Below are 21,286 nucleotides of genomic sequence, written 5' to 3'. Positions count from 1 at the left end.
TAGTAGTTTGAATTCCGCTTTTTAGGATGCCAATGGCAGAAGCTCACGTCCCTCCGTTCTTTATCGAAACCATTGTGGTTCTTTCCGCTGCAGTTATCGCTGTGCCCATCACCAAACGGCTTGGCCTTGGTGCTGTGGTCGGCTTCCTCGCAGCTGGGATGGCGATTGGCCCCTATGGCATCGGCTTCTTCAATGAGCCTGAGCGCATATTGGGCTTCGCTGAGCTTGGGGTCGTTCTGCTGTTGTTTGTGATCGGCTTGGAACTGGAACCTGCCCGATTATGGACCATGCGGCGAGACATTTTCGGGCTTGGGACGGCACAGGTTGTTATCTCAGGTTTAATACTGACCTTAGGCGCTATGGTGTTTGGCCTGTCCTGGCAGGTTGCCCTGATCGCCGGGCTTGGTCTTGCCTTGTCATCCACAGCCTTTGCCTTGCAAATGCTGCAGGAGCGTGGACACCTGAGCACCAAGTATGGCCAACGAGCCTTCGGCATCTTGCTGCTGCAGGACATGGCTATTGTACCTCTGCTTGCCATGGTCAGTATTCTGGCCCCTGCTGAAGCGGATGTGGAAGAAGCTTCCATTGCTATGCAGGTGGTCACAGTTGTCGCCGCTGTTGGCTTTGTAATCTTTGCGGGCCGCTTCCTGCTTTCTCCCCTCTTCCAGCTTTTGACGGCTTCTGGCGCTCGTGAGTTGATGATTGCCGCAGCACTGCTGGTTGCTCTGGGCAGTGCTGGTTTGATGAGCCTTGTTGGCCTCTCCATGGCATTGGGTGCTTTTCTTTCTGGTGTGATGCTGGCGGAATCCAGCTATCGGCATACGCTGGAAGCGGATATTGAGCCTTTCCGTACCATGCTCATGGGTCTGTTCTTCATGACTGTGGGGATGGCGCTGGAACTTGATTTGATCGTCGCAAACTGGCAGCGTGTCGTTTCTGCGGTCGTGTTGCTCATGCTCACCAAGGGTATTCTGCTCTGGGGCCTATCTCGATTGTTTGGCTCTTCCAACTCTGATGCTCTGCGCGTGGCAGTTACTCTACCACAAGGCGGGGAGTTTGCCTTTGTGCTGTTTTCAACGGCAACTGCTGCGGCAATCTTGCCAGAGGAATCTGCGAATATCCTCAGCGCTATTGTTATTTTGACCATGCTGCTCACACCGCTGGGTGCGGTAGGTCTGGATTTTGTTGCGGAGCGGATGAAGAAGCATGGCGACACAACCAATAAAATCGAGACCTTTGAGGATGCTTGTCCAAGCGTACTGATCGTTGGATTTGGGCGTTTTGGTATGATGGTTGCGCAGATGCTGACTTCTGAAGGGATTTCCGTCACAGCTCTCGACAACAAGCCGGACCGGATCAACTATGCTCGCCAATATGGCTATAGGGTTTATTATGGTGATGCGACGCGGCCAGACGTGCTCAAGGCAGCTGGTGGTGAGAATGCGACCCTGATTGCTCTCTGCATTGAGGATGACCGCGTCATGAAGCAGGCAATTTTGCAGATCAGATCCGCGTTCCCCAATGCAGCCCTTTATTGCCGTGCCACGGACCGGGCTCATGCGCTTGATCTCACCCGTCTGGGCGTTGACTATCAGATCCGTGAGACTTTTGAGTCCAGCCTGACCTTTGGTCGGAAAGCGCTTGAGTTTCTTGGTTTGCCGGCAGACCGTATTGACGAAGTCGAAGATGATGTTCGCAAACGAGACGATGAACGCCTGACAATGCAGCTTGCCGGTGGTGATCTTGCTGGCTCTGACAAGTTACACCAGCGCACGCCACGCGATGAAAGCAAATCAGAAAAACCTGACTGATTAAATCAAGTTATCAGAGCCCTGCTCTTGACGCTCGTTGATTTGAAGCACATTTATTGCGTGGGCGTGGTCCGCTCTCATTTCAACATTTCGTGATCTGCGGCACTGCTTTCTCGCAGAGACCACATTAATCCGTATGGTTCGATATGGCTGGTGAATACTCAATCGGTGATCTTGCGAAGAAGGCTGGCGTTAAAGTCCAGACTATTCGTTTTTACGAGCAAAAAAAGCTGCTTCCGGAACCTCCGCGCACTGAGGGCGGTCAGCGTCGTTATGGCGAAGACCACCTGAACCGACTTTCTTTCATCCGTCATGGCCGTGATCTCGGTTTCTCTTTGGAAATGATCGAGAGCCTTATGCTGCTTAAGGAACACCCGGAGGATGACTGCGAGGGCGCAGACGAGATTGCACGGGCTCACCTGACTGAGGTGGAAGACAAGATTATTCGTCTCCAAAGCCTACAAACCGAGCTGAAGAAGATGCTGAAACACTGTTCCAGCGGAAAGATACACGATTGCAGGGTCATTGAGGCCCTCTCTTGCGATTGCTATCAGCATCGCCAAAAGTGAGTTTTTATGTCCAGACCAACTTCATCCGGCACACGGGATGCAAAATTCACCTATGGCTCGACCATGCGCCATGTGCTGGTCATGACATCCACCGGCTCAGTCGGATTGATTGCTATTTTTCTCGTTGATTTTGCAAACCTTTTTTACATTGCACAGTTGGGTATTGAAGAACTTGCGGCGGCAATTGGCTATGCCGGAACCATCATGTTTTTCAACTCTGCAATTGGCATTGGACTTTCCATTGCCGCCAGTGCTTCCGTTGCCCGGCGTATCGGGCAAGGTGATGTGAAAGGCGCACACCGCCTTGTGAGCATGTCGCTTATAATATCAACACTGATATCACTCGCTGTCGTGGCTGGTAGTCTGGCATTTCTGGATGATCTGGCGATGTTGCTCGGGGCGTCTGGGCGAACGCTCGATTTTACGTTGCTCTTCCTTTACATCGTCGTGCCTTCCATGCCGTTCCTCGTTGGTGCAATGGTGCTTTCTGCACTGTTGAGATCCGTGGGTGATGCACGTGGTGCGATGTTTGTGACTTTGTCCAGCGGCTTTGTGACAGCCATTTTAGATCCGATCCTAATTTTCGGGTTTGATATGGGCATCACTGGTGCTGCAATCGCTTCTGTTGTTTCTCGCCTAGTGATGGTTGGTGTTGGCCTTTATATCCTGATCATCAAGCACAACATGCTCGGCAAGCCTGAGATTTCGAAGACTGTCAGCGATACGGTCGATCTGTTCAAAGTGGCGACACCAGCAATGTTGACCAACATCGCAACACCAGCAGGTAATGCCTGGATTATTGCGGAAATGGCCCAGTTTGGTGATGGAGCAGTCGCGGGCTTCGCAATTGTAGGCCGGATTATTCCTGTTGCTTTCGGCGCGCTGTTCGCTCTTTCCGGCGCAGTTGGTCCTATTATTGGCCAGAATTTTGGGGCCATGGAATTCGACCGGCTTAGCAAGGTTGTGAAGGATTCTCTTTTACTGATCGTAATTTACACGCTGTCAGCCTGGGGTTTGCTGTTTATGTTGCAGGAGCCACTGGTGCAGTTCTTCAATGCTGAAGGTGACAGCGCCTCACTGGTCTTCTTCTTCTGTACATTTGCGGCAGCTGGTTTCTTGTTCAATGCGGCTTTGTTTGTCACCAATGCTGTGTTCAACAATCTGGGTTTCCCAATTTACTCCATGCTGTTTAACTGGGGCAGAGCAACTCTTGGGACTATCCCGTTCACCATTGCTGGCGCTTACTTCTACCAGGCAAATGGTGTTCTGGCAGGGCAAGCTATTGGCGGTGTCGTCTTCGCCTTTCTGGCCCAATATGTTTGCTGGCGAACGATCGACAAGATCCGCAAGGAGAAACTGGCAGCTGCTTAATTGCTGCCAGATTGATTTGCATAAGATGCTTGTTCTTACCGCTGGCCTTTTTAAGGTTTGAGCGGTAAGAAAGGAAAAACGCAACAACTCTGGATGCTGAAATAATGAACCGTTTTGAACAGCCACGCGTTCCAACAGAAGCACGTATCCAATACTTAGATGGTGATTATCAGGTGAAAGCACCAGGTAACTTTGTAAAGTGTGCGATCACTGGCAAAACGATCATGCTTGAAGAACTCAAGTACTGGAGTGTATCTCGCCAGGAAGCGTACATTGATGCGGATGCAGCCCTTAAAGCCTATGAGAGCAACGGCTTACAGGCCTAAGACTTTCCGCAGTCCAGCACAGGTTTCAGGCGCTCAATGAGGGCGTCTGGATCAGCGATTTTCATCTCCACTTCCAGCACACTTGTCACGTTTGCAAGCCGCGCGATCGACTGCTCTTCACGGCCATCCAAACGCACGTAATCCTTTGTGGTCGTGATTGGCAGCAAGTCCTGCGCTTCAGCTTCACGCAGTATGAGGCGTGCGTCCTCTTTCGTGAAGTAGTGATGATCTGGGAAGGACATGGTCTCAATGACCTCAGCTCCCGCCTCCCGCAGGCTGGCATAGAGCTTTTCAGGTCGACCAATTCCAGCAAATGCAAGCACGCGTTCCCCATCCAAGGCATCCGCAGATACAGGACGGATTGCGGCGTGCATCAAATCGATCCCAGCTTGCTGTGCCGCCATCTGCTGATCGATACTCGCATCGCCCTCACCCACAACCATCAGCAGACCAACTTGCTGCAGCTGTTTCTTGAACGGCATTCTCAATGGACCAGCCGGAATACATCTGGCATTGCCAATACCGGTCTTCGCATCCAGAAGAACGATAGAGAAGTCCTTATGTAAAGACGGGTTCTGGAACCCATCATCCATAATGATGACAGAAATATCCTGCTCTTCCAGAAGCTTGGCACCAGCTGTACGATCAGCAGAGATCACAGTTGGGCCGCGGCGTGCCAGTAACAACGCTTCATCGCCGACTTCTGCGGCAGCATATTTTGACGGCTCTACAAGCAGCGGTCCTTTAATCGAACCACCGTAGCCACGCAGAAGAAAGCCGGGTTTGTGGCCAGCCTCTTTCAACAGGGCGTTCAACGCCAGCGCGAATGGTGTTTTACCGGTACCGCCTGCTGTGAAGTTGCCAATGCAGATGACAGGCTGGCGGGCTTTGTATCTGGGATTGTACTTGAAACGACGTGTCGCCATGTAGCCGTAAAGAGCACCTAACGGGCTCAAGAGTTTGGCTTGCCAGGTTCCGTTTCGTGTCCACCAGAAGTCAGGAGCGTTCATCTTCTACTCCTTCCCTGCTGCTGGCTGCTTCACAGGCAAATACTGCTGCAGCTCAAGCTGTGTCGCCGCAAGAGCACCGCGTCCAGATTCGACCAGCGCTTTTGCTGTATCAGCCCGTTTTTGAACATCTTCTGGATTGTGAAGCAGGCTTTCGACTTGAGCAGCTAACTCACCTGTATTGTGTACCAGAAGAACGCCTTCTTCCTTTGAGAAGTGACGATAGATCCATGCAAAATTCTGAGTGTGCACACCAGATAGGATCGCGCAGCCCACTTGAGCTGGTTCAAGGAGATTGTGCCCACCGATTGGCCTCAGAGAGCCGCCCATAAACACAATCGGTGCAACACGATAGAACAAGCCAAGCTCGCCGAGCGTGTCTGCTATATAGATATCGGTCGCATTGGTAATGGCTTCGCCTCGAGAGCGCTGAGTGCACACAAGGCCCATCTGCTCCAGCTCGTCACGAATTTCCTGTGCCCGGACCGGGTGTCTTGGAACGATAATCGTCAACAAGCGATCAAACTTGTGCTTGAGCTCTTGATGAGCCTTGGCAATCTCAACTTCTTCCTCTGGGTGCGTGCTGGCTGCAAGCCATCGTGCGCGACCTTCGAGCTGATCTTTAAAGTCAGCGAGTTCTACCGGGTCACACTCAGGGATATTGCCGTCAAACTTGATATTGCCCGTAGGCCTGACGCGGATTGCACCCAATTGCTTGAACCGGGCTGCATCGTCATCTGACTGGGCGAGCACGCAATCAACGGTTCCAAAGACTGAATGGGCAAAGGAGGGAACACGGTTCCAATTTGAAAAGGAACCTTCTGACATGCGTCCGTTGACGATGATCAGTGGGATTTGCCGCTTTTCCAGCTCATGAAATGTTGCAGGCCAGATTTCTGATTCAACTGTGATTGCCAGACAAGGTGACCAATGGTTCAGAAACCTCTTGATGTTGCCGCGCGTATCATAAGGAACAAACTGATGGATCACGCCCTCAGGCGCTGAGGCTTCCACCACCTGTGCAGATGTCAGCGTCGCTGTTGTGAGCAGAACTTTGGAGCCACTGTCAACGACCTGCTTTGCAAGCGGCAAGACGGCGTTGGCCTCTCCTACACTTGCGGCATGAATCCAAATCAGGTTGCCAGATGGGCGCTCTTTGGAAGCGACACCAAACCGTTCCCCTTTGCGGTTCTGATCTTCTTTACCCTGGCGGGCGCGCAACTTGTACAAGCCAACAAGGAGCGGCGCGGCCAGACGGCCAAGACCTTGATAGACTCTGAAGATCACTGAACTCATGGGACCCAGTTCTGCCAGTGTTTGTTATTTGCCTGATTTGGCGATTGCGTAAGCTTTGTCAGTTATTTCGTTCATGCTGTTTTCCAGACGCTGACGAATTTCCTCGACCTGTTCATCGCTTGCATCAGCCGGCACAGGAATAGGTTTACCAAAGCATAACCCAATATGGCTGAACGGCAAATTGATGGATGCCTTATCCCAAGTATCAAGGTCATAATGACGGCTGGTTGCCATTGCTACGGGCAGGATTGGCCGACCGGAGTGCTTGGCCAGCTGTACGATGCCTTTGCCTGCCTTACGCGCAGGGCCTTTAGGCACGTCTGCTGTCATGGAGACTGTGGCGCCTGCTTTGAGTACGCGCACAGCTTCAATAAAGCCGCGCATGCCTCCACGTTTTTTGATTTGACTGGAGCGCTGCGCACCAGCGGCCCGGATTGTACCCAGCCCCAGTTTTGATGCGCAAACCGCTTGCATTTCGCCGTCAGCACTGCGGGAAATCATAACCCTAATGTCCCAGTGCTTTGGACAAGCAAAGGGCAACATGAAATGCTGACCGTGCCACATGGACGCGATGAATGGTGCACCCTCCTCATGTTCCTCATAGACCTCTGGAGGATCGATGGTGAGTTTACTGCTCTTGTAGACAAAGAGCAGATAATACGCCATGGCAGTGCCCGCAAGCTTCATGACAAGCGGGTGTTTGCCTAGTTTTTTCAACATTTCACAAGCCCATTTGAGTTCGGGCAGAATTCCCGGGAGGCGCAGTACTTACTTGGTTTCTGCGCCCGGATCAAGCAGACGGTGCATGTGTACAATAAAGTAACGCATCAATGCGTTATCAACGGTACCTTGCGCCTTTGCTTTCCACGCGACGTGTGCCTCAGCATAGTTCGGGTAGATGCCTACAATGTCCAGATCCTTAAGATCTTTAAAGCGAACATTGCTGATATCTTCTAATTCACCACCAAACACGAGGTGAAGTAGCTGTTGGTTTTCTTCTTGAGCACTCATAGTGTTCGCTCACCTTCTTCACAGAGAGTCCGACCGGAAACCGATAAGGATTAATCCTCTACGGATATTCCCTGAAGCCTTTTAAACAATTTGGCAGAAGATGCTACTAGTCCGGGGTGATTTGTTCTAGTTTTATTGTAGTAGAGGGTCGATCCAGACAAGTCTACTAACTGGCCGCCAGCTTCACTGATGATTAAATCCGCTGCGGCAAGGTCCCAATCGCGGGCTCTTGCACGCGCCAGACCTGCATCCAATTTCCCACAGGCAACCAGTGCAAAACGGTAGGCAAGTGAGCCCAGATACGGACTGAACCGAATCTGCTCACTCTTTACACCTTCTTTTTCAAGGAAACTGACTGGGCCTGCGATGTAGGCGCCGGTGACGGACGGGCGGTCTGAAACCGCAATCTTTTCCTGATTGAGATAGCTGCCTCCTCCCTCTACGGAGGTGTAAAGCTCATCACGCACCGGGCAAAAAATTACGCCAGCTGTAGGGCGACCATTTTTGACCACTGCCAGCGACAGGCACCACTCATCGCGCCCATTCAAAAACGCACGTGTTCCATCAATAGGGTCGATGATAAAAACTGTCTCATAGTCTTTACGGACGAGATCGTCTTCCGTTTCTTCCGAAAGCCAACCGTAGTCGGGGCGAGCTTCACGCAGTTTGGAGGCCAGAAACTGATCGACTTCGATGTCAGCGACAGACACCGGAGAGTCACCTTCTTTGGTCCAGTTTTTTGGTGAGTTCCCAAAATAAGAAAGGGCGATCTTGCCGCCCTCCAGAGCTGCTGAAACCAGCAGCTCCAAATCTTCCTGCACGCTATATTTGTTAGCTTCCGGCAATCGTCAGTCCTTCGATAACCACTGTTGGCGTAGCCACTGCATATCGTTCGTCCAGATCAGATGCCGGTGTCAGGTTCAGGAACATGTCCTTGAGGTTGCCTGCGATGGTGATTTCGCTCACTGGATAGGCGATTTCGCCATTTTCGACCCAGTAACCAGAAGCTCCTCGGGAGTAGTCACCTGTTACACCGTTTGCACCGTGACCAATCAAATCCGTTACCAACAAACCTTCGCCGATATCTCTTAAGATTTCTTCCGGTGTTTTCTCACCCGCCTGAAGCGTCAGATTGGTTGCGCTTGGAGAGGTGGAGGACCCGGAACGGCGTGCACGACCATTTGAGGTCAGGCCAAGCTCACGCGCAGCGTATCCGTCAAGGAACCAATGACCCAGAATACCGTCCTCGATCATGTTGAGGTATTGAGCTCCAGTGCCTTCCGCATCAAATGGAGCGGTCCCGCCACCGCGCGCCTTGAACGGATCATCGGAGATGGTGATGCCTTTACCGAAGACCTGTTGCCCCATTTTATCTTTCAGGAAGCTGGTTCCACGGGCGATGGCTGCTCCGTTGATCGCGCCTGCAAAGTGACCAAGCAGGGAGCGCGCTGTGCGTGGTTCATAAACCACCGGCGCTTTTCGGGTTTCCAGCTGGCGCGGATTGAGGCGGCGCACGGTGCGCTCTGCTGCAATCCGGCCCACTTCTTCCGCAGACATCAGATCATCCCAATAGGTGCGGGAATCGAATTCGTAATCACGCTCCATGCCAGTGCCTTCGCCAGCGATGGCTGTCATGGAAAAGCCTGAGCGGGAACGCTGATAGGCTCCAACAAAGCCGTGGCTTGTCGCCAGCACAATGCCAGAAAGCCCCCAGCTTGCGCCTGCACCGCCTGATTTGGAGACGCCCTCAACTGCGAGAGCCGCAGCTTCAGCGTCGAGCGCGGTTCTGGTCAGCTCATCGGCATTCACCTCACGTGGATCTATCAGGTCCAGATGAGGGATGTCTTTGAGGAGACGCTCAGGTTCAGCAAGCCCAGCGTATGGATCTTCCGGCGTGACCTTTGCCATTTCAACGGCACGGGCTGCAAGCTCAGCAGGATCGTCACTTGCATTGGACGAAATACTGGCAACCTGCTTGCCGACAAATACGCGGAGTGTAACGTCATTGCCTTCTGCGCGATCGGTGTTTTCAACCTTGCCTTCACGCACGGAAACAGACAGTGACATGCCCGTAACTGCGATTGCGTCTGCTGCAACGGCGCCGGCTGCTTTTGCAGCTTCCACCAAGCTCACTGCCTGCTCTTCAAGCTTTGAATTGGCAATTGCGTCAGACATTCGCATGGACCTCCTGTTATCTTGCTCTTCGTGTTTAGGGCGTGCCTGTCTTAAGAGCAAGCACACCTGCCAATAATCGCGGGGCTGTACGCAGAAATTGCAGCAACTTGCCAAGTATGGCTTGGCGTATAAATGAGCCCACTTAAAGATAGTTAGAATTTTATCAAGTTCGGAAAAGGTTCGCTAAGCCTCTTTAAAAACAGAGTTTTTTAACCATTCGAGTTAAGAACTTACGCAGATTCTACCCTGTAATTTTCCTCTAGTTTGAAAAGATGATGAATTGAAACCTCCACACCTGTGGAGGGAGGGGCAGTTCCGTGACCAACTACAAATCGCAGTTTTTGGGCCTTGCGAGCAACGACAACCACACTAATCGTGTGAGTGTCTCGCTGCCGTTTCGTATGCAAGCGGAGCTGCCAGATGATCTTCTTGAAACACCGGGCGTTAACAGATCCGATATTCGCATTGATCCAGACAAGGTGCTTATACGCCGTGAGATGGGCGGTCTTCCGCTGACCTTAACGGTTCCGCTTGGGTCTTACTCTGGTGTTGGTGCCAGAGCGACAGTCAATGAGATTAGTGATGAGCTTGAGTATCAGGTCATTTTACTGCGTCGCGATCATGCCTTGAGCATTCCGCTTTATACCAGCACAGATATGGAGCTGACAGCGGATTACTGGGAAGCCTGGTCAGATGTTTTGGCACTACCACTGCTCATGATTGATAGCGATGGCACCTCAAAGTTGGCCCGTCTTGGACTTAACACTTGCTCTAAAGGTGAGGCGCTGCCACGCAGAAAGCTTCGTGCCTTGACTGGACGACGCCCGCGTTTTCTTGTTGGCCGCGAAACAGGCAAGCCAACACGACTGCAGAAGATTTTCGCCAGCTCCCGCCGTTTCACATCTTTGCGGCGTTGAAACTCTTAGAGCCTGTTGTGTTCATTTCCATTCACATAACATGCTCTCAGCCTTTATTTTCACGCGTATTCTTATCTGAAAACCGAAACCACTTTTCAGGAATACGCTCTAAAGGTAATAGGTCGCGAGGCCATCCAGCACCAATCCGATAAACAGGATCAAGCCAAAGGTTGAGTTGGACTTGAAGAGCTGAAGGCACTGATCGCCATCGTCAATGTCCAATACACGGATCTGGTTCAGCAGGTGAAACGCACCAAGCGCTAATCCAGCAAATGCAAGTGGGCCACTGCCTGCAGCAATGAAGGCGCCTGCAAACAGAACAACTGTTGCGCCATAAAGAATGACAAGAGCCTGACGGGTTTTTTCACCAAACAATCGCGCTGTTGAGCGCACACCGACCAAAGCGTCGTCCTCTTTATCCTGGTGGGCGTAGATGGTGTCGTAGCCGATTGTCCAGAGGATACCTCCGCAATACAGCAGTACCGGTGCCAGTGACAGGCTGCCAAAGACAGCGGCCCATCCCATCAATGCCCCCCAGGAGAACGCCAGACCAAGCACGAACTGTGGCCAGTCGGTGATGCGTTTCATGAATGGGTAGGCAGCAACAATTGCCAGAGAGGATATGCCCAGGACGATGGTGAAGGTGTTGAACTGCAGCAGTACGACCAAACCGGCGAGCGCTTGCAGTGCCATAAAGATTTTGGCTTGTTTGCTGGAGACCTGACCTGAGGGAATTGGACGAGAGCGTGTGCGCTCGACCTTATCGTCAATATCCTTGTCAACGATATCGTTGTAGGTACAGCCTGCGCCGCGCATTGCCACTGCGCCGATAAACATCAGCACGGCGTACCAGATGTTTGGGATGGCAGATCCTGCTGCATTGGATGCAAGGGCCAGAGACCACAAACACGGCCACATAAGCAGGTACCAGCCGATTGGCCGCTCCCACCTGGCAAGACGAGCAAAGGGGCGAAGGCCTGGCGGCAAGCGCGTGTCAACCCAATGACGCTTTACTGCATCTGCAACTGGACCAGTGTCTTTGGTATTGAACATTGCCACCTCACCGTCATGTCTGGAGCTTATCTGCGCTTGTTTCCCTTCACACAGCAAATTCCAAGTTCGCTTTAAAAGCTGAGAGGAAATTCCTCTTCGTAGTGAATTGTCTTTTCCAACAGATCAACACTTTGCGTCAAGAAGCCAAATTCCTCGAAGAACTGTTTTCTGGTCTTTCGCTCCGGTCTCTTCAGCGAAACTTCCATTTTAACGACAGACTTTTGTGCCAGATCATCCTCCAATGCTTGCAGCACAGGAGGTAACAGTCGCTCAATCCCTTCCATTGGAGCGAGCGCTACCTGCTCAATGAACCCGACTTTGCCGCCGGCCCGTACGCTATACCGATAGCTTACGAGCACAAACCCGAGGCTTTTTCCCGTGCTCCTGATCAACCATGCCTGCCCTGCACTTGGGTCTACCAGCAACCTGCGGGCAGTTTCTTCCAGCGAACGAACCGGCTCTGAAAGGGTGTCTTGCTCTCCCCATTTTGCCAGAAGCTCGAAGAATTCATTCATAAACAGTGGTGTAACCAGCAACAGTTCGACTGATGGACGGGGCATTTTGGTCTCTCCAGAGCTGTTGTTCGTTTACTGTGAGCCATACTCATGCTACAGGCTGCATCACATCCTAGACGCACAACTGGGGAACCTGTTCCCTTCTTATTTTCAGGGTCTACTTCAATGAATATTCTGCTGATCGGTTCTGGCGGGCGTGAACATGCGCTGGCATGGTCTCTGGCGAAATCTCCGGTGCTGAACGAACTGTTTGTTGCCCCGGGCAATGCAGGCATCGAGCAATTTGCCAAGTGTATTGCACTGGACCCGACTGATCATCGCAGTGTTATCGAGTTCTGCCGCCTCCACGACATCAATTTTGTTGTAATTGGCCCGGAAGCTCCACTGGTTGATGGCCTGTCTGACAGTCTTACTCATGCTGGTTTGCGTGTGTTTGGTCCTTCTTCGGCTGCTGCTCAGCTGGAAGGGTCAAAAGGTTTCACCAAGGACATGTGCTCCCGCGCAAACGTGCCAACCGCTGCATATCGCCGGTTTGATAATGCCGAGGCTGCTAAGTCCTACATTCGTGAGCAAGGCGCTCCGATCGTGGTGAAAGCAGATGGCCTTGCTGCAGGTAAGGGCGTCATCATGGCCATGAACGAGCAGGAAGCACTCGATGCAGTCACCAGCTGCTTTGACGGTGCCTTCGGTGATGCTGGCGCAGAAGTGGTTGTTGAAGAATTTCTTGAAGGCGAAGAAGCCAGCTTCTTTGTTCTTTCAGACGGTAAGAATGCTCTCCCGCTGGCGACAGCACAGGATCACAAACGAGCGTTCGATGGTGATGAAGGTCCGAACACTGGCGGTATGGGTGCTTACTCCCCTGCCCCTGTGATGACCGAGGAGATGAGGGACCGGGTGATGAGAGAGATCATTCACCCGACCATTGCAGACATGAAAACGCAGGGTTGTCCGTTCAAAGGCGTGCTTTATGCAGGTCTGATGATCACGAAGGACGGTCCGAAGCTGATTGAGTATAACGTGCGCTTTGGCGATCCGGAATGTCAGGTTCTGATGATGCGCCTGAAGACCGATCTACTGCCGATTCTGCTTGGCTGCGCTGAAGGGACATTGGATCTGGTAGACGCGGAATGGCACACAGATCCTGCGATCACTGTTGTGATGGCGACCAAGGGCTATCCGGGCTCCTATGAGAAGTTGAGTGAGATTAAAGGCCTGACTGAGGCTGCTGCTGACCCGGATGTGGAGATTTTCCATGCCGGTACTGTTTCTACTGATGACAAACTGCTGTCCAATGGCGGGCGTGTTCTGAACATCACAGCGCGGGCGGCGACTGTTTCTCAAGCGCGTGAAAAAGCATATGCGGCCGTTGAGAAGATCAACTGGCCGGGCGGGTTCTACCGCAAAGATATCGGCTGGCGCGCTGTTGAGCGTGAGCAGCAGGACTAAGCGGTTCTTTACCCAATAACCTGAGTTTACAGAGAGCGGCTTTTCGAGCCGCTCTTTTTTTTCCGACTTTTTTGTGCCGACTGATGTCATTGCCAAAAAAAACCTCCGAAGCAAGCTTCGGAGGAGTTAAATTTATCTACACTTTCAGTTGGACAACGACAGCCTGTGCCCAACCAACAGATCAAATTGATAAACTACCACAAACAACTGCACGAGGCGAAAAGTTGCCATGCAGGAGCTAAAGTGCAACCTCTAGCAATTTTGATTATGCATAAATGCACAACTCATAACAATGGGGGATTTTCCCCTACCCCTTAAAGTTGCGACGGCCTAGGGCGAAAGCAACTGAAAGGTCATAGCACGAGCAACGGCATGCGTACGGTTCGTCACTCGCAGCTTTTTGCAGGCCCGTTTGATGTGATGTTCTACGGTTTTCTCTGAGAGATTCAGGATGTGGGCAATCTCTTTATTTGCCCTCCCCGCCGTCAACCACAGCAGACATTCATGCTCCCTCGGCGTGAACCCGAAAAACTCACTCAGGGTTTCAGGTTCTTGCGCGTAGGTATGGAAAAGTTGCACCGCACCTTTCAGGATCGGATACTTTGCCGTCATCTGTGCATCAAAGCCGAGCTGTGTCCGTTCACAAGAGGCAAAGCTGGCACCACCGACCAAATGCTTGTTGGAGCAGTCCACCGGGATGGTCACCCCAAACTTCAACCCCGCTGAGCGGACATCATGGAAGAAGCCTTCATCAATCTTCCCGGTTGGTCTGACGGTGTAATCCGTCCAGAGCTGATCCGCTTTCTTGCCGCTGAGCAGGTGATCCATACCGGGATCTTTGAAGTAGTAATGATGGCTGTTGTAATGATCGACCCAATCATCTGCGTGATTTGACAAGCAAATCGGCTGCCGGTCTTCTACACGGCCTTCGATTTTGGGAACGATGATGTAGGCACCCTTTTCAAACCCCAGCTTTTCAGCAAAACTGGTAAGTTCTTCCCAGCGGCTTTGCAGGGACGAACAGTTCCATAGATCTTGAGAAAACTGCAGTAGATTTCGATCAAAGCCTGCCGGATAACCCATGGAATAGTTCATCATTTACACCGCAAGATTGGAGCCTTGCTTCATATCAACCAGCCAAGCTGTGTGCTTAACTGCCACCAAATCAATTGATATGTTTGCCCCAGTGCCCATCTATTGTTTATCTATGTTCGTCATTCGTGATTATCACGGTATTTCTCTCGGTTTTCAATTGGAAAGCAAACCAGAGCACCTATATTTTTAATGAGAGTTATTAAAGGATCAGGCTTTCAATGAGCACTCCCAAGATTGGCCTTGCCCTTGGTGGCGGAGGCGCCCGTGGTCTCTCCCATATCCCGGTTTTGCAAGCTCTTGATGACATGGGCATCACACCTCATGCCATAACCGGTACATCCATCGGCGCTTTGATTGGTGCAGGATATGCAGGTGGCGTGAGCGGAGACGAGCTTGAGGCGTATACTCTTGAAACACTTGGCGAGTGGAAGAAGGTGCTCAGCAAGCTGGTTGAAGTGAGTATGCCCAAACGCTTTGCGGATCTGCTTGGTGGTAAGTCCAGCATTGGTCAGTTTGATTCCAAACGCGTGCTTGAAGTCTTTGTGGGGGATGTGCTGAAGAACGATTTTTCCGAGCTTTCCATCCCGTTTCAGGCCATTGCCGCGGATTACTACAAGGCAGAGGAAGTTCGGTTTTCAGAAGGTAATCTGGTGGATGCGGTCTCAGCCAGTATCGCTATTCCGTTTGTCTTCCGGCCTGTGCACCTGAACGATACCGTTCTCATTGATGGCGGCGTTGTAAACCCGCTGCCCTTTGATGCACTACCGAGCGATTGTGACATGGTGATTGCGGTGGATGTAGTCGGCACGCCCAAAAGAAGTAAAAAACGCGATTTTCCTAGTGCGACAGAAAGCGTGTTTGGGGCGACCCAGATCCTCATGCAGACCATTTCTCAGGAAAAGTTGAAGATGCGCGCACCTGATCTTTCGATCTTCCCAAACATCAAGCAATATCAAGTGCTTGATTTTTTGAAGGCACGAGAAATATTGGAGGATAGCGCCGGGCTTCGTGATGAGGTAAAGGTTGAGCTTGACCAAAAGATCGAGAACTACCTAATCTCTTGATAAGAAGAATAGAAAGAAGTGGAGTCTGGGTTGTCTATTCTGGACCCTGAGTGGCAAACACCGATTGCTGAAGGCAGAAAACTTCCTCCAGAAGTCCCCATTGCGGTGACGTTGAATGGAGAAGGCTTTGCTGTGTTTATGGCCACGCCCAGAGACCTGGAAGACTTTGCCGTTGGCTTTGCTATTAGCGAGTCGATTGTGTCCTCCATCAGCGATGTGCGCTCGATCAATCTGAATGAGCATGGCGAGGAAGGCATCAGCGTCAATCTGGATATTGATGATGAGTTGTTCTTCACGGCTTTGAAGCGCAAGCGCCTGCTGACCGGAACGTCTGGCTGTGGCCTGTGCGGTCTTGATAGCATTCGTGCCGCCTTACGTGCCCTCACCCCGCTTTCCCAGCAGCCTGCTCCCAAAACCGCGAGCATTGGGGCCATGTTTGAAGCGATGCAATCCAAGCAAACACTCAACGGTATTTATGGCGGAGGCTTGCATGCAGCTGCGGTATGTTGTGGTGATAAGCTACTGGCTGTGCGTGAAGATATTGGCCGACACAACGCCATGGACAAAGCGCTTGGTGCTGGCGTGCGCAGTGGTGAATCCGTTGATCTGGTCATCACAACAAGCCGGTGCAGCTCTGATCTGGTGCAAAAAGCCGTCAGTGCCCGAGTGGGAACGCTTGCCGTGATGGCAACGCCCAGCGATCTGGCTGTCAAGCTAGCACAAGAGAATTGTTTAAATCTGTTTAGTTGCAACCGTGGATACAGCTTCACACGCTACAGCTAGCGACTCATCAAGTTCGTGGGCGTTTTAAGAGCCTGAGGAGTCCGGCGTGTCCGACACTATTATTGCAAAGAAATCAACAGCTCCCGCTGGTGGCTGGGGTGCCGTGTGGAGCTGTGGTCAGGCTCTGTTGCAAAACACGTCGCTTACTTCAGGAATCCAGACAGTTTTGAAAACCAACCAGCCTGAAGGTTTTATTGGTCCTGGCTGTGCGTGGGTTGACCCTGAAAAGACTTCGTCCATCGAGTTTTGTGAAAACGGCGTCAAAGCCGTGGCCACCGAGATGACAGATAAGAGGGTTACAGACTCTTTCTTTCAGGAATACACGGTTTCTGAACTGCAGACTTTTTCCGACATTGACCTTGAGGATCAGGGTCGTCTGACAGCGCCGCTGCGCTATAACAGAATAACGGACCGCTATAACGAGATCAGTTGGGCTGAAGCTTTCAAGGAGATTGGTGCAGAACTGCGGGGCATCAAAGATCCCAAAGAGGTCGTGTTTTACACCTCCGGTCATGCGAGCAACGAGGCCGCCTTCCTTTACCAGTTGTTTGGGCGTGTTTATGGCTCCACCAACTTCCCGTCCAGCTCCAACATGTGCCACGAAGCCAGCGGAATTGCGCTTGAAGAAGCGATAGGCAGCCGTTTAGCCACTGTTCGTCTGGAAGACTTCTCCAAAGCGGATGCCATCTTTGTTTTTGGCCACAATCCGGGCTCGACTGACCCGCGTATGTTGCCGGTGTTACGTGCAGCCACCCAGCGCGGCGCACATGTGATCTCCTTTAACCCGCTTAAAGAGCGCGGACTGGAGCGCTACGCAGACCCCAAGAACCAGTTGGAGATGATGCGGTTTGGTTCCGCACCTGTTGCGAGCCATTTCTTCACCCCGAAGCTGGGCGGTGACATGGCGGCTGTACGCGGCATGGTGAAGACCATTCTGGCGTGGGACTATGAGCGCATACTCACCCATAGCCATATTGACCGGGTGTTTATTGAAGAGAACTGCAACGGGTTTGAGAGCTATGAGAAAGCGCTTGAACTGACGCCTTGGAAAGAGATTGAAGACCAGTCTGGCCTCTCCCGCGACGAGATTGAAAGAGCAGCTGCGATTTATGTGCAGGCAGATCGCCCGATCATCACGTGGGGCACAGGGATCAGCCAGCACAAACACTCTGTTGCAACAATCCGCGAGATGATGAACCTGCTGTTTATTCGCGGAAACGTTGGCAAGCGGGGGGCTGGAGCTTGCCCTATGCCGGGCCATGCGAACACGCAGGGTATTCGCCGTATGGGCATTACCTCTGACCCTTCTGAGGAATTTCTCACCTCTTTGCAGCAAGCCTTTGAGTTTGAACCGCCGATGGATGCCGGTGTTGATGCTGTTGAATCCATCAAGATGATGAATGAGGGCAAGCTGCGGGTCTTTATGAGCCTTGGAGGCAATTTTACCCGCTCTGCGCCGGACACAAACCTGACAGAAGAAGCCATACGCAAATGTCGCCTGACGGTGAGCATAGCAACCAAGCTGAACCGCAGTCATCTGATGACAGGTGCCCTCTCCTATATTCTGCCTAGCCTGGGCCGCACTGAATACGACGACCAGCGTTCTGGTGAGCAGATGGTCACTGTGGAGGATTCACTCTCCAGAATCCATGGATCTACTGGAGTAAATCCGCCAGCCTCTGATCTTTTGATGTCAGAACCTGCGATTATTGCCGGACTGGCCAGAGCGACCGTTGGCAACAAGGTGGTCAACTGGACGCATTACATTGAGAATTACGATCGCATTCGGGAAAAGATTGAGGAAGTGCTGCCCGAGTTTGCCGGGTTTAACGGCCAGGTGCGAACGCCGGGCGGATTTTATCTGAGTAATCCGATTGCCGACCGAAGGTGGGCAACAAAGTCCGGCAAAGCTGAGTTTTCCGGCTACTCGCTTCCGCTTGCGACATCGGCACAGCAAACCTCCAGAGCCCCCAAGCTCACGTTCACCTTGCAGAGCCTTCGATCCAACGATCAGTTCAACACCACCGTTTACACACTCAACGACCGTTACCGAGGTATCTCTGGCGGGCGCAAGGTGGTGTTCATGAACCCGATCGACATGCGACGAGCGGGTGTTTCCAAGGGTGAAAAGGTTGATATCGGGACGGTGAGCGAAGATGGACGCAATCGGCGTGCTCTCGATTTTCAGGTGGTGCCCTACGACATGCCACAGGGCTGCATCGCCTCTTACTTCCCGGAGGTGAATGTCCTCGTTCCAGTTTACTCCGTAGGCGATCAATCCGGCACCCCAACGAGCAAGGCTATTCCCGTGTCACTGTCTAAGTCTCGCAGGCGTTCTTGATTTCGCTGTTTTGAGAGAGGCACAAGATGTGGGATGGAAGAGTGGTATCATCTTGAAAGAAACTGCCTGACATTGGAGTTTGCTAGCACCAACTTTAATTTTTGGGTGCCAAGTGTACAACTATGTCGATGCTCGTCACTTGATACCCCTCTGGGGGATCGGCAAACTTTGCGAGTGATAGCTTCTGATCAGGGCAATCCATAATGCGATTTTCAGTGGGAACATAGAAATGGCGATGATCGCCAATATCCGTGTCATACCACACCTTATCTGCTGAGACTGCAATGCGCCGGATGAGATTATGCTGCTCAAAATCGCGTAGTGCGTTGTAGATTGTGGCAAGAGACAGGTGCTTGCCGTTTGCGAGAAGCTCTGCATACAGCATGGCAGCGTCTATATGCCGATGACCACCAGAAAATAAGTGCTCTGCAATGAGGCACCTTTGCTTTGTGAAACGCAATCCAGCACTTCGAAATTTAGTAGGTAAGTCAATTGAGGTATCTGCAGCTGTATTTGTCGACATAAGATGCCTTCCTTGATGGTGTGCGCAAAGTCGGGCTTATTCCGTCCTCAACAGTCGAAGTCTTCGAGCTGAGTTTCACTAGAGACAAACTTATTGCAATTAAGAAGCATTCGCAACTAGAAATCAAAACTTCAAATACAGCAGGTGGCGTCGAGGGACGAACGATCATAATCCCTCGCTTGGCGGTCCCATCAAGGACTGAGACAATTCGTTTAGATGATGTCGCTACTCGGATAAAGTTTACTAGGTGGCTGAAAGCCTCATCCCGTAGCTGCCAGTCACAAAACACGATCATGTGAAAATAATTTATATGTAGTCAGAATATTTCCATAGTTAAATAAATAAACTCCGGTAGGGGAAAGGCTCTATTTCTTCAGCTTGGAGTTTATGTTGGGCTTCTGTTGCATTTAACTTTATGTCCCCCACGTCGAATTAGTTTCACAAGAAGGATAATGATTTGCGTAGTTTGTTTCTGGCCTCAGCTCTAATACTTGGAAGTTTGTATCCCGCCATGGCTCAAGATATTATCAAGGTCAACACCAACAAGGCAGTGCAAGAGACTATGGATGCACTGGAGGCTACTGCTCAAAAGGCAGGGGCAACAATATTTGCTCGTGTTGATCATGCAGCAGGAGCCGAAAAAGTTGGCATGTCCATTCCAGCGAACCAGTTACTGATTTTCGGTAATCCGGCTCTTGGCACACCTGCGATGGAGATCGATCCGCGGGCAGGTCTATTCCTACCACTCAAAGTGCAGGTCTATGAAGATTCCGAGGGTCAGGTCTGGTTGGCTTATGAGGATCCGAAAGAAACAATGAAGGATCTGGATAATGTCGATAAGTCCCCAGTAATCGAGAAAATGCGCGGTGTTTTGGCGAAGCTGACCTCAAAGGCTGCCAAATAGTCGAGACTTCACGTCAAAAACTTCAGTCTATTCCAGGGTCTGTAGAACGACCCTGGATATGTAAAAATGGCCATCTACGTCGAACCTATAGGTACTTGTTGACTCAGTGATTGCTGATAGCGAACACAATCAGAACCGACTGGTGTTTCTCCAAAGCAAACTGGCAAGAACCAGCTCCAGCTTACCCGAACTAAGCCTGCTTGTAGTTTAGGATGCCAATACCATCTCCCCCAATCATCTTCCTAAAGGATGTTCAGATGACGCTCATCTCCGTCGCAAATGAGGACGGAGCCTCCCTGATCGCATTCCATCATCTTTTTGGCCAATGCCAGAGCTCCATAAAGGTTTGCACCTGTTGAGCCGCCACATTTGCGCAGGATTACACTTTTCAGCCATCACGACATCTCTAAAGATTGCATCCCCTCTTCCTTCCCAAAAAGGGGAACATGCTTGAGACCGTGACACTCTCAATATTCCGGGGCCAAAAGAGGTGATGTTGACAAATGGCTTTATGTACATAAAGTATAGTTACTATATTTAAGTCATAAAGGAAAAATTATGTCGTTTAATTCGCTGCAAAATATAATCTCGCAGGTTCGCATTGGTCTGTGTTGCCTCGTTGGCTTTCGCGAGTATTGTCTCGGCAGAGCCATTTCAACAGGTGACTATTGGCGTGCCTGTGCCTTCCTTGGCAGAAGCAGAGGCGTGGTATACGAACTTTCTTGGCCCAGACACTGAAGTAATCAGACCAGTTCCCGGCATCGTGGAGTTCAAGGTTGCGCCGGGAGTTTGGCTTCAAATCTTTGAAGCGGATGACGCACAATCAAGTGGCACCATCCTTCGCTTTCTAGTGGAGGAGATGGCAGCTGCTCAAAAAGTACGATCTGAGTTGAATATCGACACTGGTGAAGCAGTCGAAATACCAGAGGTCGTTACATATTCGGAGTTTGCCGATCCTTCTGGCAATGCATTAGGTTTCTATGATCTGCCTTGATGGTGCAGACGGCAACCATATTGTCGTCGGTTCGAGACCCACACAGTCTGTGACCAGTTGGAACAGACTGTCCTACCTGACAAGC

The 21,286-nt window shown here is 51.4% G+C and carries 21 protein-coding genes; 11 read left to right on the top strand and 10 right to left on the bottom strand.

Annotated features, from left to right (window positions below; genetic code table 11):
- Positions 1-32 precede the first annotated feature (32 nt).
- From PsAD37_RS06765 to PsAD37_RS06750, 4 genes are all read left to right on the top strand, one after another.
- Entirely contained in the window at positions 33-1,811 is a 1,779-nt protein-coding gene (locus PsAD37_RS06765) for a monovalent cation:proton antiporter-2 (CPA2) family protein (RefSeq protein ID WP_063295595.1), read from the top strand.
- A 146-nt stretch (positions 1,812-1,957) separates the two neighbouring features.
- Positions 1,958-2,380, top strand: coding sequence for a helix-turn-helix domain-containing protein (locus tag PsAD37_RS06760; RefSeq protein WP_057462269.1), 423 nt, complete (start codon positions 1,958-1,960; stop codon positions 2,378-2,380).
- A gap of 6 nt (positions 2,381-2,386) precedes the next feature.
- Positions 2,387-3,751 (top strand): MATE family efflux transporter, encoded by a 1,365-nt coding sequence (locus PsAD37_RS06755; protein ID WP_063295495.1) that lies wholly within the window; start codon positions 2,387-2,389, stop codon positions 3,749-3,751.
- A gap of 104 nt (positions 3,752-3,855) precedes the next feature.
- Positions 3,856-4,077, top strand: a complete 222-nt coding sequence (locus PsAD37_RS06750; RefSeq protein ID WP_093517470.1) for a DUF2093 domain-containing protein — start codon at positions 3,856-3,858, stop codon at positions 4,075-4,077.
- On the opposite strand, the gene lpxK is transcribed toward PsAD37_RS06750, so the two are convergent.
- Genes lpxK through PsAD37_RS06720 form a run of 6 tightly spaced genes read right to left on the bottom strand, consistent with a single transcriptional unit; the run spans position 4,074 to position 9,566 of the window.
- Complete coding sequence (lpxK, locus tag PsAD37_RS06745; protein WP_063295494.1) at positions 4,074-5,087, bottom strand: tetraacyldisaccharide 4'-kinase; 1,014 nt, start codon at positions 5,085-5,087, stop codon at positions 4,074-4,076. The two genes, PsAD37_RS06750 and lpxK, sit on opposite strands and share 4 nt — an antisense overlap.
- A gap of 3 nt (positions 5,088-5,090) precedes the next feature.
- Positions 5,091-6,380 carry a 3-deoxy-D-manno-octulosonic acid transferase gene (locus PsAD37_RS06740; RefSeq protein ID WP_063295493.1) on the bottom strand — a complete coding sequence of 430 codons (1,290 nt, stop codon included), beginning with the start codon at positions 6,378-6,380 and terminating at the stop codon, positions 5,091-5,093.
- Between the two features lie 24 nt (positions 6,381-6,404).
- The gene (locus PsAD37_RS06735; RefSeq protein WP_057462264.1) at positions 6,405-7,100 is read right to left on the bottom strand and encodes a lysophospholipid acyltransferase family protein; all 696 of its coding nucleotides are present in this window, start codon (positions 7,098-7,100) and stop codon (positions 6,405-6,407) included.
- Positions 7,101-7,148: 48 nt separating this feature from the next.
- Positions 7,149-7,391, bottom strand: a complete 243-nt coding sequence (locus tag PsAD37_RS06730) for a DUF4170 domain-containing protein (protein WP_057462263.1) — start codon at positions 7,389-7,391, stop codon at positions 7,149-7,151.
- Between the two features lie 50 nt (positions 7,392-7,441).
- Entirely contained in the window at positions 7,442-8,236 is a 795-nt protein-coding gene (locus tag PsAD37_RS06725; RefSeq protein ID WP_063295492.1) for a 3'(2'),5'-bisphosphate nucleotidase CysQ, read from the bottom strand.
- Entirely contained in the window at positions 8,223-9,566 is a 1,344-nt protein-coding gene (locus PsAD37_RS06720) for a TldD/PmbA family protein (RefSeq protein WP_063295491.1), read from the bottom strand. The genes PsAD37_RS06725 and PsAD37_RS06720 overlap by 14 nt, the downstream gene beginning before the upstream one ends.
- A 317-nt stretch (positions 9,567-9,883) precedes the next feature.
- Between PsAD37_RS06720 and PsAD37_RS06715 the strand changes: the two genes are divergently transcribed.
- Positions 9,884-10,483: a DUF6101 family protein gene (locus PsAD37_RS06715; RefSeq protein ID WP_063295490.1), complete on the top strand. Its 600-nt coding sequence runs from the start codon at positions 9,884-9,886 to the stop codon at positions 10,481-10,483.
- A 108-nt stretch (positions 10,484-10,591) separates the two neighbouring features.
- Here PsAD37_RS06715 and ubiA read toward each other — a convergent pair whose 3' ends face one another.
- Both ubiA and PsAD37_RS06705 read right to left on the bottom strand, forming a co-directional pair.
- Positions 10,592-11,536 carry a 4-hydroxybenzoate octaprenyltransferase gene (gene ubiA, locus PsAD37_RS06710; protein ID WP_063295489.1) on the bottom strand — a complete coding sequence of 315 codons (945 nt, stop codon included), beginning with the start codon at positions 11,534-11,536 and terminating at the stop codon, positions 10,592-10,594.
- 71 nt (positions 11,537-11,607) lie between these two features.
- A complete protein-coding gene (locus PsAD37_RS06705) occupies positions 11,608-12,096 on the bottom strand; it encodes a hypothetical protein (RefSeq protein WP_063295488.1) in 489 nt (162 codons plus the stop codon).
- A gap of 120 nt (positions 12,097-12,216) precedes the next feature.
- Between PsAD37_RS06705 and purD the strand changes: the two genes are divergently transcribed.
- Positions 12,217-13,497, top strand: coding sequence for a phosphoribosylamine--glycine ligase (gene purD / locus PsAD37_RS06700; protein ID WP_063295487.1), 1,281 nt, complete (start codon positions 12,217-12,219; stop codon positions 13,495-13,497).
- Positions 13,498-13,827: 330 nt separating this feature from the next.
- Here the strand turns inward: purD and PsAD37_RS06695 are convergent, their stop codons facing one another.
- Positions 13,828-14,595: a LuxR family transcriptional regulator gene (locus PsAD37_RS06695; RefSeq protein ID WP_208860111.1), complete on the bottom strand. Its 768-nt coding sequence runs from the start codon at positions 14,593-14,595 to the stop codon at positions 13,828-13,830.
- A gap of 215 nt (positions 14,596-14,810) precedes the next feature.
- On the opposite strand from PsAD37_RS06695, the gene PsAD37_RS06690 reads away from it, so the two are divergent.
- Genes PsAD37_RS06690 through PsAD37_RS06680 form a run of 3 tightly spaced genes read left to right on the top strand, consistent with a single transcriptional unit; the run spans position 14,811 to position 18,780 of the window.
- On the top strand, positions 14,811-15,656 hold the full coding sequence (locus PsAD37_RS06690; protein WP_063295486.1) for a patatin-like phospholipase family protein: 846 nt from the start codon (positions 14,811-14,813) through the stop codon (positions 15,654-15,656).
- 30 nt (positions 15,657-15,686) lie between these two features.
- Positions 15,687-16,439: a formate dehydrogenase accessory sulfurtransferase FdhD gene (gene fdhD, locus PsAD37_RS06685; protein WP_063295593.1), complete on the top strand. Its 753-nt coding sequence runs from the start codon at positions 15,687-15,689 to the stop codon at positions 16,437-16,439.
- 46 nt (positions 16,440-16,485) lie between these two features.
- Positions 16,486-18,780 carry an FdhF/YdeP family oxidoreductase gene (locus tag PsAD37_RS06680; protein ID WP_063295485.1) on the top strand — a complete coding sequence of 765 codons (2,295 nt, stop codon included), beginning with the start codon at positions 16,486-16,488 and terminating at the stop codon, positions 18,778-18,780.
- A 94-nt stretch (positions 18,781-18,874) separates the two neighbouring features.
- Here the strand turns inward: PsAD37_RS06680 and PsAD37_RS06675 are convergent, their stop codons facing one another.
- Positions 18,875-19,303, bottom strand: coding sequence for a Fur family transcriptional regulator (locus PsAD37_RS06675; protein WP_063295484.1), 429 nt, complete (start codon positions 19,301-19,303; stop codon positions 18,875-18,877).
- A 511-nt stretch (positions 19,304-19,814) separates the two neighbouring features.
- Between PsAD37_RS06675 and PsAD37_RS06670 the strand changes: the two genes are divergently transcribed.
- Positions 19,815-20,207: a DUF302 domain-containing protein gene (locus PsAD37_RS06670; protein WP_063295483.1), complete on the top strand. Its 393-nt coding sequence runs from the start codon at positions 19,815-19,817 to the stop codon at positions 20,205-20,207.
- A gap of 673 nt (positions 20,208-20,880) precedes the next feature.
- A complete protein-coding gene (locus PsAD37_RS06665) occupies positions 20,881-21,201 on the top strand; it encodes a VOC family protein (protein ID WP_208991738.1) in 321 nt (106 codons plus the stop codon).
- Positions 21,202-21,286: the final 85 nt, after the last annotated feature.

Origin of the sequence: Pseudovibrio sp. Ad37, from assembly GCF_001623075.1 — a bacterium.
GTDB lineage: Bacteria > Pseudomonadota > Alphaproteobacteria > Rhizobiales > Stappiaceae > Pseudovibrio.
This window is presented reverse-complemented; position numbering and strand designations above follow the sequence as displayed.

Bases quoted from the DNA above. Each gene is read 5' to 3' on its own strand.
- PsAD37_RS06765 (WP_063295595.1), top strand. From the start codon at position 33: ATGGCAGAAGCTCACGTCCCTCCGTTCTTTATCGAAACCATTGTGGTT.
- PsAD37_RS06760 (WP_057462269.1), top strand. From the start codon at position 1,958: ATGGCTGGTGAATACTCAATCGGTGATCTTGCGAAGAAGGCTGGCGTT.
- PsAD37_RS06755 (WP_063295495.1), top strand. From the start codon at position 2,387: ATGTCCAGACCAACTTCATCCGGCACACGGGATGCAAAATTCACCTAT.
- PsAD37_RS06750 (WP_093517470.1), top strand. From the start codon at position 3,856: ATGAACCGTTTTGAACAGCCACGCGTTCCAACAGAAGCACGTATCCAA.
- lpxK (WP_063295494.1), bottom strand. From the start codon at position 5,087: ATGAACGCTCCTGACTTCTGGTGGACACGAAACGGAACCTGGCAAGCC.
- PsAD37_RS06740 (WP_063295493.1), bottom strand. From the start codon at position 6,380: ATGAGTTCAGTGATCTTCAGAGTCTATCAAGGTCTTGGCCGTCTGGCC.
- PsAD37_RS06735 (WP_057462264.1), bottom strand. From the start codon at position 7,100: ATGTTGAAAAAACTAGGCAAACACCCGCTTGTCATGAAGCTTGCGGGC.
- PsAD37_RS06730 (WP_057462263.1), bottom strand. From the start codon at position 7,391: ATGAGTGCTCAAGAAGAAAACCAACAGCTACTTCACCTCGTGTTTGGT.
- PsAD37_RS06720 (WP_063295491.1), bottom strand. From the start codon at position 9,566: ATGTCTGACGCAATTGCCAATTCAAAGCTTGAAGAGCAGGCAGTGAGC.
- ubiA (WP_063295489.1), bottom strand. From the start codon at position 11,536: ATGTTCAATACCAAAGACACTGGTCCAGTTGCAGATGCAGTAAAGCGT.
- PsAD37_RS06705 (WP_063295488.1), bottom strand. From the start codon at position 12,096: ATGCCCCGTCCATCAGTCGAACTGTTGCTGGTTACACCACTGTTTATG.
- purD (WP_063295487.1), top strand. From the start codon at position 12,217: ATGAATATTCTGCTGATCGGTTCTGGCGGGCGTGAACATGCGCTGGCA.
- PsAD37_RS06695 (WP_208860111.1), bottom strand. From the start codon at position 14,595: ATGATGAACTATTCCATGGGTTATCCGGCAGGCTTTGATCGAAATCTA.
- PsAD37_RS06690 (WP_063295486.1), top strand. From the start codon at position 14,811: ATGAGCACTCCCAAGATTGGCCTTGCCCTTGGTGGCGGAGGCGCCCGT.
- PsAD37_RS06675 (WP_063295484.1), bottom strand. From the start codon at position 19,303: ATGTCGACAAATACAGCTGCAGATACCTCAATTGACTTACCTACTAAA.
- PsAD37_RS06670 (WP_063295483.1), top strand. From the start codon at position 19,815: ATGGCTCAAGATATTATCAAGGTCAACACCAACAAGGCAGTGCAAGAG.